At 71.7% G+C, this 11,596-nt stretch carries 9 protein-coding genes; all 9 read left to right on the top strand.

What is annotated here, in order from left to right; translation table 11 throughout:
* Window positions 1–275: 275 nt before the first annotated feature.
* The 9 genes from eccD to ACFVSN_RS42775 all read left to right on the top strand — a co-directional run bounded on the left by eccD (window position 276) and on the right by ACFVSN_RS42775 (window position 11,333).
* Window positions 276–1,718: a type VII secretion integral membrane protein EccD gene (gene eccD / locus ACFVSN_RS42815; RefSeq protein WP_387958912.1), complete on the top strand. Its 1,443-nt coding sequence runs from the start codon at window positions 276–278 to the stop codon at window positions 1,716–1,718.
* A gap of 183 nt (window positions 1,719–1,901) precedes the next feature.
* Complete coding sequence (rpsO, locus tag ACFVSN_RS42810; protein WP_030311414.1) at window positions 1,902–2,192, top strand: 30S ribosomal protein S15; 291 nt, start codon at window positions 1,902–1,904, stop codon at window positions 2,190–2,192.
* Between the two features lie 456 nt (window positions 2,193–2,648).
* Complete coding sequence (locus tag ACFVSN_RS42805) at window positions 2,649–4,856, top strand: polyribonucleotide nucleotidyltransferase (RefSeq protein ID WP_380444489.1); 2,208 nt, start codon at window positions 2,649–2,651, stop codon at window positions 4,854–4,856.
* A gap of 119 nt (window positions 4,857–4,975) precedes the next feature.
* The gene (locus ACFVSN_RS42800) at window positions 4,976–6,328 is read left to right on the top strand and encodes a M16 family metallopeptidase (protein ID WP_380444488.1); all 1,353 of its coding nucleotides are present in this window, start codon (window positions 4,976–4,978) and stop codon (window positions 6,326–6,328) included.
* A gap of 28 nt (window positions 6,329–6,356) precedes the next feature.
* A complete protein-coding gene (gene dapB, locus ACFVSN_RS42795; protein WP_387958910.1) occupies window positions 6,357–7,103 on the top strand; it encodes a 4-hydroxy-tetrahydrodipicolinate reductase in 747 nt (248 codons plus the stop codon).
* A gap of 25 nt (window positions 7,104–7,128) precedes the next feature.
* Window positions 7,129–7,608 carry a hypothetical protein gene (locus tag ACFVSN_RS42790; RefSeq protein ID WP_380507818.1) on the top strand — a complete coding sequence of 160 codons (480 nt, stop codon included), beginning with the start codon at window positions 7,129–7,131 and terminating at the stop codon, window positions 7,606–7,608.
* A complete protein-coding gene (gene thyX / locus ACFVSN_RS42785; RefSeq protein ID WP_380444485.1) occupies window positions 7,605–8,336 on the top strand; it encodes an FAD-dependent thymidylate synthase in 732 nt (243 codons plus the stop codon). The genes ACFVSN_RS42790 and thyX overlap by 4 nt, the downstream gene beginning before the upstream one ends.
* A 240-nt stretch (window positions 8,337–8,576) precedes the next feature.
* Window positions 8,577–9,476 (top strand): 4-hydroxy-tetrahydrodipicolinate synthase, encoded by a 900-nt coding sequence (gene dapA, locus ACFVSN_RS42780; RefSeq protein ID WP_380444484.1) that lies wholly within the window; start codon window positions 8,577–8,579, stop codon window positions 9,474–9,476.
* A 171-nt stretch (window positions 9,477–9,647) separates the two neighbouring features.
* Window positions 9,648–11,333 (top strand): ribonuclease J, encoded by a 1,686-nt coding sequence (locus ACFVSN_RS42775; protein WP_380444483.1) that lies wholly within the window; start codon window positions 9,648–9,650, stop codon window positions 11,331–11,333.
* Window positions 11,334–11,596: the final 263 nt, after the last annotated feature.

Genomic DNA, 11,596 nt, shown 5'->3' with positions numbered 1-11,596 from the left:
TAGGCGCCGGTACACCGGAGGCGGCCGCCCGGCACGTCCGCCGGACACGGCGGCAGGGCGCCCGACGGTACCGGTCGCACCCGTACTCTCGGCACGGGTAGGGTAGCGCCGCGTCAACTCGCGTGTACGCCGGGTAGGTTCGCCCCGGCGCCGGGGCAGGGGGGAACGTCCAGTGCGTGGAACGACCGAGGTGATCGCATGAGCGAGCCCCGCGAGCTCATCAGGAGCAGGTGCACGTGGGTGAATGCCCCTGCCGAGCGAAGCGAGGCGGGTGCGTGAACGCCGTAGCGACGGGTTTCGCCCGGGTCACCGTCGTCACCCCGGACCGCCGGATCGACGTCGCCCTGCCGGAGGACCTCCCCCTCGCCGACCTCTACCCCGACGTCCTGCGCCTGGCCCGCGCCACCCAGCCCGACGGCGTCCCCACCGGCTTCCACCTGGTCCGCCGGGACGGCACCGTCCTCGACGGCGGCCTGTCGCTGGCCGCCCAGCAGGTCCGCGACGGCGACCTGCTCACGCTGCGCCCGTTCGCCGAGTCCCTCCCGCCGGCCGTCTACGACGACGTCGCCGACGCCATCGCGGGCGCCGTCCCGGCCGACCACCGCTTCTGGAGCCCCGAACTCACCCGGGCCTCCGGCCTCACCGGCGCCACCGTCCTGCTTGCGCTGCTCGGCCTCGCCCTGTGGTCCGCCGGCCCGCACCACGACGCGCACGGCCTGCCCGGCGTCCTCGCCGGCGTCACCGCCGTCGTCCTCACCGCCCTGGCCGGCGCCCGCGCCCGGGTCTACGGGGACGCCCCGGCGGCGGTCGCGCTCGGCCTCGGCGCGCTGCCGCACGCCCTGATCGCCGGGACCGGCCTGCTCGCCGCCGCCCGGCCCGGGGACGGCCCCGGCCGGCTGCACTTCCTGGCCGGCTGCGTCGCCGTCCTCGTCACCGCCGTCATGCTGGCCGCGCTGCTCCCCGAACGCGACGCGGTGTTCGTCGCCGCCGCCCTCGCCGCCGCCGCGGGCGCCCTCGCCGCCTTCGCCGCCGTGCTGCTGCCCGGCACCCCGGCCCACCGCATCGCCGCCGTCACCGGCGTGGCCGCCGTCGCCGCCATCGGCTTCCTGCCCGGCCTCGCCGCCCGCTCCGCCCGCCTGCCCGTCGGCTACGCCGCCCCCGGCCAGGCCCGCGGCGGCGAGGCGGACGACGAGGACCGGGCCGAGACCGTCCGGTACGAGCGCATCGCGCAGCAGGCCCGGCGCGGCCACGAGGTCCTCGTCGGCCTGGTCGGCGGCTGCGCCGCGGTCGTCGCCGGCGCCTGCGCGCTGCTCGGCTTCACCGACGCGGCCTTCCCCGAACTGCTCGCGCTCGCGCTCGGCCTCGCCGTCCTGCTCCGCGCCCGGCTGTTCCGCTACACCGCCCAGGTCCTCGCGCTCACCTCGGCCGGCCTGCTCGGCCTCGCCCTGCTGATCGCGGGCCTGTCGCTGCACGCCCGGCAGTTCGCCGAGGGCGCCGCCCCCGCCGACGCCGACCTGCGCACCGTCTGGCTGACCGCCGCCGTCGCCCTCGGCGCCGCCGTGCTCACCGCGACCGCGCTCGTCGTGCCCCGGCTCGGCGTCTCCCCCTTCTGGGGGCGCGTCCTCGACCTCGTCGACGGCCTCGCCCTGCTCTCCCTCGTCCCGCTCGCGCTCGCCGTCCTCGACGTCTACCGCCTGGTGCGCGGGGCCACCGGCTGACCCGCCCCGGCCCCGCCGGCCGCCCGCGTGGGCGGCGCTGGTACGCTTGGCCTTCGAGCGCAGCCGTGTGTCCGCCCCCAGGGTGCGGAGGAAGCGGCCGGCGCCCGCGTTACGACACCGAGTTCTCGATGAGTCCTGTGCCGTAGACCAGGACCGCTCGGTTCACCTCGTTAAGGAGTTGCAGTGGCTCTCGCCTCTGACATCAAGAAGCAGATCATCGCCGAGTTCGGCCAGAAGGAGGGCGACACCGGCTCCCCCGAGGTTCAGGTGGCCATGCTCTCCCGCCGCATCTCGGACCTGACCGAGCACCTCAAGACCCACAAGCACGACCACCACTCGCGCCGTGGCCTGCTCATCCTGGTCGGCCAGCGCCGCCGCCTGCTGCAGTACCTGGCCAAGAAGGACATCGAGCGCTTCCGTACGCTCGTCGACCGCCTGGGCATCCGTCGCGGTGCCGCCGGCGGCGCCCGCTAAGACCGCCGCTCGGGGCGGCTCCCCACACCGGGGAGCCGCCCCTCGCGCGTATGCCGCGGTCGTTCGGCCGCGGCGCCCGGACATAACAACTCGCGCGCACCTCCCCAGGTGGCCGAGGATTGCACCGTAGGGTTGTGGGCATGCCGGGTGATGGCGCACGAGACGCCATCCAGGCAGAAGGACCCCAACCCCCCCCGCGGGCCGAAGGCTTCAAACGGAAGCCGCCCGCATCCGAGAGAGCGTCCAGACGCGGACCGCCCGCGCGGCCCGGCAGCCGTGAGGCGCCGGTCCTCGGTAGTGGCCCCCGGAAGCCCCGCAGTCGAGCGGGACCCGCCGGAGGCTTCGATCGAAGACCGGCCCGACTGCCGCCCCTCCTGACAGGAGGGCACAGGGCCCACCGGCAGGCAGGACGCGGGGACGCTCTCCCGGAGACGTACGAAAGAGGAGATCTTCCAGGTGGAAGAGAACGTGTTCTACGCCGAGGCCGTCATCGACAACGGCTCCTTCGGCACCCGTACCATCCGCTTCGAGACCGGCCGCCTGGCCCGTCAGGCCGCCGGCTCCGCCGTGGCCTACCTGGACGACGACACCATGGTGCTGTCGGCCACCAGCGCGTCCAAGCAGCCGAAGGAGCACTTCGACTTCTTCCCGCTGACCGTGGACGTCGAGGAGCGGATGTACGCCGCGGGCCGCATCCCCGGCTCGTTCTTCCGTCGCGAGGGCCGGCCCTCCGAGGACGCGATCCTCACCTGCCGCCTGATCGACCGCCCGCTGCGCCCGTCCTTCGTCAAGGGCCTGCGCAACGAGGTCCAGGTCGTCGTCACCGTGATGGCGCTCAACCCCGACCACCTGTACGACGTGGTCGCGATCAACGCCGCCTCCGCCTCCACCCAGCTGGCCGGCCTGCCGTTCTCCGGCCCCATCGGCGGCGTGCGCGTCGCGCTGATCAACGGCCAGTGGGTGGCCTTCCCGACCCACAGCGAGCTGGAGTCGGCCGTCTTCGACATGGTCGTCGCCGGTCGCGTCCTGCCGGACGGCGACGTCGCGATCATGATGGTCGAGGCCGAGGCCACCGACAAGACCATCAAGCTGGTCGAGGGCGGCGCCGAGGCCCCGACCGAGGAGGTCGTCGCCTCCGGTCTGGACGCCGCCAAGCCGTTCATCAAGGTCCTGTGCGCCGCCCAGGCCCAGCTGGCCGCCCAGGCCGCCAAGCCCACCGGCGAGTTCCCGGTCTTCCTGGACTACCAGGACGACGTCCTCGCCGCGCTGACCGCCGCCGTCAAGGACGAGCTGGCCCAGGCCCTCACCATCGCGGGCAAGCAGGAGCGCAACAACGAGCTCGACCGCGTCAAGGCGCTCGCCGCCGAGAAGCTGCTCCCCGAGTTCGAGGGCCGCGAGAAGGAGATCAGCGCCGCCTACAACGCGCTGACCAAGAAGATCGTCCGCGAGCGCGTCATCAAGGACAAGGTCCGCATCGACGGCCGCGGCGTCACCGACATCCGTACCCTGGCCGCCGAGGTCGAGGCCATCCCGCGCGTCCACGGCTCCGCCCTGTTCGAGCGCGGCGAGACCCAGATCCTGGGCGTCACCACGCTGAACATGCTCCGCATGGAGCAGCAGCTCGACACGCTCTCCCCGGAGACGCGTCGCCGCTACATGCACAACTACAACTTCCCGCCGTACTCGGTCGGCGAGACCGGCCGCGTGGGCTCGCCCAAGCGCCGCGAGATCGGCCACGGCGCCCTGGCCGAGCGGGCCATCCTGCCGGTGCTCCCCACCCGCGAGGAGTTCCCGTACGCCATCCGCCAGGTCTCCGAGGCGCTCGGCTCCAACGGCTCCACCTCGATGGGGTCGGTCTGCGCCTCCACCATGTCGCTGCTGAACGCCGGTGTGCCGCTGAAGGCCGCCGTCGCCGGCATCGCCATGGGCCTGATCTCCCAGGAGATCGACGGTGAGACCCACTACGTCGCGCTGACCGACATCCTCGGTGCCGAGGACGCGTACGGCGACATGGACTTCAAGGTCGCCGGTACCCGCAACTTCATCACCGCCCTCCAGCTCGACACCAAGCTGAACGGCATCCCGGCGTCGGTCCTGGCCGCCGCCCTGAAGCAGGCCCGCGACGCCCGCCTGCACATCCTCGACGTGATGAACGAGGCCATCGACTCCCCGGACGAGATGTCCCCGAACGCGCCGCGCATCATCACCATCAAGATCCCGGTGGACAAGATCGGCGAGGTCATCGGCCCCAAGGGCAAGATGATCAACCAGATCCAGGAGGACACCGGCGCCGAGATCACGATCGAGGACGACGGCACCATCTACATCGGTGCCGCCGACGGCCCGGCCGCCGAGGCCGCCCGCACCACGATCAACCAGATCGCCAACCCGACCATGCCGGAGGTCGGCGAGCGCTACCTGGGCACCGTGGTCAAGACCACGACCTTCGGTGCGTTCGTGTCGCTCATGCCGGGCAAGGACGGCCTGCTGCACATCTCGCAGATCCGCAAGCTCGCCGGTGGCAAGCGCGTGGAGAACGTCGAGGACGTGCTCGGCGTCGGCGCCAAGGTGCAGGTCGAGATCGCCGAGATCGACCCGCGCGGCAAGCTCTCCCTGATCCCGGTCATCGAGGGCGAGGAGGCCGGCGAGGCCGCTTCCGAGTGAAGCGCCGCTAGCTGACCCCTTGCGGCCCGTACGCCTCCCGGCGTGCGGGCCGCACCCTGTTGTCCCCCGCGTTCGTACGCGTGTCCTCAGAACGCGCGTTTCCTCTGGAGGTACCCCCCGTGGCCCAGGCCCCGGCCGCGAAGCAGCGCCCCGGCACCACCCGGACCCTGCTCAAGGGCGCCGACGGCGCCGGCACCGTGCGCCGCACCGTGCTCCCCGGCGGCCTGCGGGTCGTCACCGAGACCCTGCCGACGGTGCGCTCCGCCACCTTCGGCATCTGGGTCGGCGTCGGCTCGCGGGACGAGACCCCGCAGCTCAACGGCGCCACCCACTACCTGGAGCACCTGCTCTTCAAGGGCACCGAGCGGCGCAGCGCGCTGGACATCTCGGCCGCCCTGGACGCGGTCGGCGGCGAGATGAACGCCTTCACCGCGAAGGAGAACACCTGCTACTACGCCCGGGTCCTCGACACCGACCTGCCGCTCGCCATCGACGTGGTCTGCGACATGCTCACCGGCTCGCTCATCCGCGCCGAGGACGTCGAGGCCGAGCGCGGCGTCATCCTCGAAGAGATGGCGATGGCCGAGGACGACCCGGGCGACGTCGTCCACGACCTGTTCGCCAAGGTGATCTTCGGCAGCGGCCCGCTCGGCCGCCCGATCCTCGGCACCCAGGAGACGATCAGGACGCTCACCCGGGACCAGGTCGCCGGCTTCTACCGCCGCCGCTACCGGCCCGAGAACCTCGTCGTCGCCGCGGCCGGCAACCTCGACCACCGCAAGGTGGTCAAGCAGGTCGAGGAGGCCTTCGCGCCGGTGCTCGCGGCCTCCGCCGCCGCTCCCGCCGAGGCCCGGCGCGGCGTCAAGGCGCTGCGCACGGCCGGCCGGGTCGAGGTGCTCAACCGCTCCACCGAGCAGGCCCACCTGGTGCTGGGCGTGCCCGGGGTGCCGCGGCACGACGAGCGCCGCTGGGCGATGGGCGTGCTCAACGCGGCCCTGGGCGGGGGGATGAGCTCCCGGCTGTTCCAGGAGGTCCGGGAGAAGCGCGGGCTCGCGTACTCGGTGTACTCCTACTCCTCGTCCTACGCGGACAGCGGCCTGTTCGGCATCTACGCCGGCTGCCAGCCCAAGCGGGTCGAGGAGGTGCTGCGGATCTGCCGCGCCGAGCTGGCCAAGGTGGTCGCCGAGGGCATCACCGAGGAGGAGCTGCAGCGCGCGATCGGCCAGATCTCCGGCTCCACCGTGCTCGGCATGGAGGACACCGGCTCGCTGATGAACCGGATCGGCAAGGCCGAGCTCAGCTACGGCCACCACCTGTCGGTGGACGACATGCTGGCGCGGATCGCCGCGGTGACCCTGGACGACGTCCAGGCCGTCGCCCGTGATGTGCTGGGCGCGTACCGGCCGTCGCTGGCGCTGATCGGCCCGGTCAACGACAAGCGGGCCGCCAAGCTCGCCGATCTGCTGGTCTGAGACCGGCTGGTGTGAGAGGAACTTCGCTATGACGCTGCGTGTCGCCGTGATCGGCGCCAAGGGCCGGATCGGCTCCGAGGCCGTCAAGGCCGTCGAGGCCGCGCCGGACCTGGAGCTGGTGGCCGCGCTCGGGCGCGACTCCGAGCTGGAGGAGCTGACCGGGGCGAGAGCCCAGGTGGCGGTCGAACTGACCCACCCCGACTCGGTGATGGGCAACCTCGACTTCTGCCTGCACCACGGCATCCACGTGGTCACCGGCACCACCGGCTGGACCGAGGAGCGCCTCGCCACCGTCCGCGGCTGGCTGGCCGAGGCCCCGGAGCTCGGCCTGCTGATCGCGCCGAACTTCTCCATCGGCGCGATCCTCGGCATGAAGTTCGCCCAGACGGCGGCCCGCTACTTCGAGTCCGTCGAGGTCGTCGAGCTGCACCACGACCGCAAGGCCGACGCGCCCAGCGGCACCGCGACCCGCACCGCCCAGCTGATCGCCGCCGCCCGCGCCGAGGCCGGCCGCCCGCCGCAGCAGGACCCCACCACCCACAGCCTGCCCGGCGCGCGCGGCGCCGACGTCGACGGGGTGCCGGTGCACGCCGTCCGGCTGCGCGGCCTGCTCGCCCACCAGCAGGTGATGTTCGGCGACACCGGCGAGACGCTCACCATCCGGCACGACTCGCTGCACCACAGCAGCTTCATGCCGGGCATCCTGCTGGGCGCCCGCCAGGTGGCCGACCACCCGGGGCTGACCTTCGGCCTCGAACACTTCCTGGACCTGTGACCGTGCCGACCCCCGGGAGTGTGCGATGACCTCGCGTACCGGCTTCTTCGTCCTCGCCGGCGTGCTGCTGCTGGTCGCGCTGATCTGCATCGGCGAGGGCGTCCAGCTGGTCGCCACCGGCAAGCCGCTCGGCATCGGCATCGGGCTGTGCGCCTTCGTCATCCCGGTGATCGGCGTCTGGTTCCTGCGCCAGACCGTCCGCTTCGGCCGGGACAGCGAGCGGCTCGCCCGCGAGCTGGAGGCCGAGGGCGGCCTGCCGGTGGACGAGCTGGAGCGCACCAAGGGCGGCCGGATCGACCGCGCCTCGGCCGACGCGGTGTTCGCCCGCCGCCAGGCCGAGGCCGAGGCCGCGCCGGGCGACTGGCGGGTCTGGTTCCGGCTGGCGGTGGCGTACGCCGACGCCGGGGACACCCCGCGCGCCCGCAAGACCATGCAGCACGCCATCCGGCTGCACCACCAGCAGGACCGGCACGACAGCACCGAACCCGCGAGGAGCAACGCGTGAGCGACGAAACGACGGCCCCCCGGTTCCGCAGCGACGTCACGGTGGAGCTGGTCCGCAGCGCCGCCGCCGACTCGGACGTCATCTGGGCGGCCCGCGTCTCGACCGCGGGGGAGCAGTCCCTGGAGGCGCTCCAGCAGGACCCGGAGAAGTCGAAGGGCCTGATCAACTTCCTGATGCGCGACCGGCACGGCACGCCGTTCGAGCACAACTCGATGACCTTCTTCATCAGCGCGCCGATCTTCGTCTTCCGCGAGTTCCACCGCCACCGCAGCGGCTGGTCCTACAACGAGGAGTCCGGCCGCTACCGCGAGCTGGAGCCGGTCTTCTACGTCCCCGCCGAGGAGCGCAAGCTCGTCCAGCAGGGCCGCCCCGGCCGCTACGAGTTCGTCGAGGGCACCCCGGAGCAGCACAAGACCGTCACCGAGTCGATGGAGGCGGCCTACCGCGAGGCCTACGACCGCTACCAGGAGATGCTGGCGGCCGGCGTGGCCCGCGAGGTGGCCCGCGCGGTGCTGCCGGTCGGCCTGTTCTCCTCGATGTACGCGACCTGCAACTCCCGTTCGCTGATGCACTTCCTGTCGCTGCGCACCAAGCGGGAGAACTCGGCCGTGCCGTCCTTCCCGCAGCGCGAGATCGAGATGGTCGCCGAGCGGATGGAGGCGCAGTGGGCGCAGCTCATGCCGCTCACCCATGCGGCCTTCGAGAAGCACGGCCGGGTCGCGCCCTGACCTGCGGCGATGAGCATATGGGCAGAGTGTCGGGCATGTCTGGATTGCGGCTTTTCTGGCCGCTCCCTACATTCGTGAACACGGATTCCGGTGCTGCCTGAACCCCCGAGCACGCAGCACCGGAATCCCATGTCACCGCCGTGTCGCCGCCCGTTCCGGCCGCCCAGCGCCGCCGGACACCTGTCCGAACCCTGGACCGGTGTGGTAGCCGCCCCACCGCCTACGAGTAGCTTTGGACGCATGGCTCCGACCTCCACCCCCCAGACGCCGTTCGGCCGGGTCCTGACCGCGATGGTCACCCCGTTCACCGCCGACGGCGGACTCGACCTCGACGGCGCCCAGCGCCTCGCCACGCACCTCGTCGACTCCGGCAACGACGGCCTCGTCGTCAACGGCACCACCGGTGAGTCCCCGACCACCAGCGACGCCGAGAAGGCCCAGCTCGTCCGTGCCGTGGTCGAGGCGGTGGGGGACCGCGCCCACGTCGTCGCCGGCGTCGGCACCAACGACACCCACCACAGCGCCGAACTGGCCCGTCAGGCCGAGTCGGCCGGAGCGCACGGCCTGCTCGTCGTCACGCCGTACTACAGCAAGCCCCCGCAGGAGGGCCTGTACCGGCACGCCGTGCACATCGCCGATGCCACCGGGCTGCCGGTCATGCTGTACGACATCCCGGGCCGCAGCGGGGTGGCCCTGGGCCACGAGACGCTGGTGCGCCTCGGCGAGCACCCGCGGATCGTCGCCAACAAGGACGCCAAGGGCGATCTCGGCGCCGCCGCCTGGGCCATCGCCCGCTCGGACCTCGCCTGGTACTCCGGCGACGACATCCTCAACCTGCCGCTGCTGTCGGTCGGCGCCGCCGGCGTGGTGAGCGTCGTCGGGCACGTGGTGTCCGGCGAACTGCGTGCGATGATCGACGCGTACCTGACCGGCGATGTGGCCAAGGCCACGGCGATCCACCAGGGTCTGCTCCCGGTCTTCAGCGGTATGTTCCGCACCCAGGGTGTCATCCTCACCAAGGCCGCGCTGGGCCTCCAGGGCCTGCCCGCCGGCCCGCTGCGGCTGCCGCTGATCGGCGCGACGCCCGAGGAGATCGCGCAATTGAAGAAGGATCTCGCCGCAGGCGGGGTACACCTGTAGCAGACAAAGACGTGCGCGCCCCGGCTCGCCGGACCCTCACGGGACCGCCGCTGGACCGGACCGAAGGCGCGAGAGCACAGACCCAGTAGGAACACACGACACTGAGTACGCACGCCATATGTCTCCGGGGGAGGACCCCGGGCATATGGCGTGCGTCGTGAGGAGAGTCTTTTGAGTCACCCGCACCCCGAACTCGGCGCGCCGCCCGCCCTGAAGGAGGGCGCCCTCCGTATCACTCCGCTCGGCGGCCTCGGCGAGATCGGCCGCAACATGACGGTCCTCGAATTCGGGGATCGCATCCTGATCGTCGACTGCGGCGTCCTCTTCCCCGAGGACGAGCAGCCCGGCGTGGACCTGATCCTCCCGGACTTCAGCTACATCCGGGACCGGCTCGACAAGGTCGACGGCATCGTCCTCACCCACGGGCACGAGGACCACATCGGCGCCGTCCCCTTCCTGCTCCGGGAGAACCCGGACATCCCGCTGATCGGCTCCAAGCTCACCCTCGCCCTGATCGAGGCCAAGCTCGCCGAGCACCGCATCCGGCCGTACGTGCTGGAGGTCAAGGAGGGCGAGCGCGAGCGCATCGGCCCCTTCGACTGCGAGTTCATCGCCGTCAACCACTCCATCCCGGACGCCCTCGCGGTGGCCGTGCGCACCCCGGCCGGCATGGTCGTCGCCACCGGCGACTTCAAGATGGACCAGCTGCCGCTCGACGGCCGCCTGACCGACCTGCCGACCTTCGCCAAGCTGGCGGAGGAGGGCATGGACCTGCTGCTGGTGGACTCCACCAACGCCGAGGTCCCCGGCTTCATCCCGCACGAGCGGGACATCTCGGCCGCCCTGCGCAACGTCTTCGCGAACGCCGACAAGCGCATCATCGTCGCCTCCTTCGCGAGCCACGTGCACCGCATCCAGCAGGTGCTGGACGCCGCGCACGAGTACAAGCGCAAGGTGGCCTTCGTCGGCCGCTCGATGGTCCGCAACATGGGCATCGCCCGCGACCTCGGGTACCTCAAGGTCCCCGGCAACATGGTCGTCGACGTCAAGCAGCTCGACGACCTGCCGGACAAGGAGGTCGTGCTGATCTGCACCGGCTCGCAGGGCGAGCCGATGGCCGCGCTGTCCCGGATGGCCAACCGCGACCACCAGATCCGCATCGTCGAGGGCGACACCGTCGTCCTGGCCTCGTCGCTCATCCCGGGCAACGAGAACGCCGTCTACCGCGTGATCAACGGTCTGACCCGCTGGGGCGCCAAGGTCGTGCACAAGGGCAACGCCAAGGTGCACGTCTCCGGCCACGCCTCGGCCGGCGAGCTGCTGTACTTCTTCAACATCTGCAAGCCGCGCAACCTGATGCCGGTCCACGGCGAGTGGCGCCACCTGCGGGCGGCCGCCGACCTGGGCATCGCCACCGGCGTGCCGCGCAACCGCGTGGTCATCGCCGAGGACGGCGTCTGCGTCGACCTGGAGAACGGCGTCGCCCGGATCGTCGGCAAGGTGCAGGCCGGGTACGTCTACGTGGACGGCGCCTCGGTCGGCGACATCACCGAGGCCTCGCTCAAGGACCGCAAGATCCTCGGCGAGGAGGGCTTCATCTCGGTCTTCGTCGCCGTCGACTCGGCCAACGGCAAGATCGTGGGCGGCCCGACCATCCAGGCCCGCGGCTCCGGCATCGAGGACAACGCGTTCGGGCCGGTCGTCGCCAAGCTCCAGGAGGCCCTGGACCGCTCGGCGAGCGACGGCGTGATCGAACCCCGCCAGGTGCAGCAGCTCGTCCGCCGCACCATCGGCAAGTGGGTGGCGGACAACTACCGCCGCCGGCCGATGATCCTGCCGGTCGTCGTCGAGGTCTGAGCCCCCTGAGGCTGGTTTGACGTGGGGCGGCCCGGTGCGTAATGTTCTCCGGGTTGCCCCACGGGACGGCCCCAAGGAAGCCCTCGAATTCGAATTCGAGAAGGACCAAGGAAAACGGCCCGAGAAACTCTGGTAGAGTTCGGGAGCGCCGAAAGGCAAAAGCCGATTGGATGAATGAAACTCCGGAAAACGGAGCGGAAAACATCTGATAAGCTGGAAACACGAAAGAACGAAGCGCCCGGAGGGCCCGCTGGAAGGCGGCT

Source organism: Kitasatospora sp. NPDC057904, from assembly GCF_042887925.1.
GTDB lineage: Bacteria > Actinomycetota > Actinomycetes > Streptomycetales > Streptomycetaceae > Kitasatospora.
The sequence above is the reverse complement of the archived record's forward strand: the minus strand, read 5'-3'. Positions and strand labels throughout refer to the sequence as shown.

Excerpts from the sequence above, each read along its gene's own strand:
- dapB (WP_387958910.1), top strand. The coding sequence starts at position 6,357 with ATGACGCTGCGTGTCGCCGTGATCGGCGCCAAGGGCCGGATCGGCTCC.
- ACFVSN_RS42790 (WP_380507818.1), top strand. The coding sequence starts at position 7,129 with ATGACCTCGCGTACCGGCTTCTTCGTCCTCGCCGGCGTGCTGCTGCTG.
- dapA (WP_380444484.1), top strand. The coding sequence starts at position 8,577 with ATGGCTCCGACCTCCACCCCCCAGACGCCGTTCGGCCGGGTCCTGACC.